Source organism: Syntrophomonas wolfei subsp. methylbutyratica, assembly GCF_001570625.1.
GTDB lineage: Bacteria > Bacillota > Syntrophomonadia > Syntrophomonadales > Syntrophomonadaceae > Syntrophomonas > Syntrophomonas methylbutyratica.
On sequence record NZ_BBQT01000079.1, the window covers coordinates 1 to 458 of the forward strand.

A 458-nucleotide genomic window follows, 5' to 3' on the forward strand; every position below is an offset into this window, starting at 1 on the left:
AATCGCTTTATCATACGGGCCAATGAAAGCATTGGTCGGGTACCGGGGAAAGTATTGTGGGGATCGTCGACCTTCTCACTTAAAGCGGGAGAAAAAGTCGCACTTATCGGTCCCAACGGCAGCGGCAAAACATCGCTGATCAAAAAAATTCTACAGGGGGATGACCGAATCGGGATCCTGCCCGCCATTAAAACCGGCTATTTCTCACAGGATTTAAGCATGCTGGACGTTTCTCGAACTATACTAGATAACGTGAAAGACGCTGCTGTTCAGTCGGAAACGCTCATAAGGATCGTCCTGGCCCAATTGAATTTCAAGGATGATGCTGTCCATAAACTTGTATCCGTATTGAGCGGGGGGGAGCGCGTCAAAGTTTCTTTGGCGAAGCTGCTCGTGGGCAATTACAACACCCTGATTCTAGATGAACCGACTAATTTTCGGTATCTCCATGCTGTCGA

General features: G+C 48.3%; 1 protein-coding gene. It reads left to right on the plus strand.

The window, feature by feature from the left end; translation table 11 throughout:
* The coding region (locus tag AWB54_RS15080) for an ATP-binding cassette domain-containing protein (RefSeq protein ID WP_153014779.1) at window positions 1-458 on the plus strand (458 nt) is incomplete at both ends.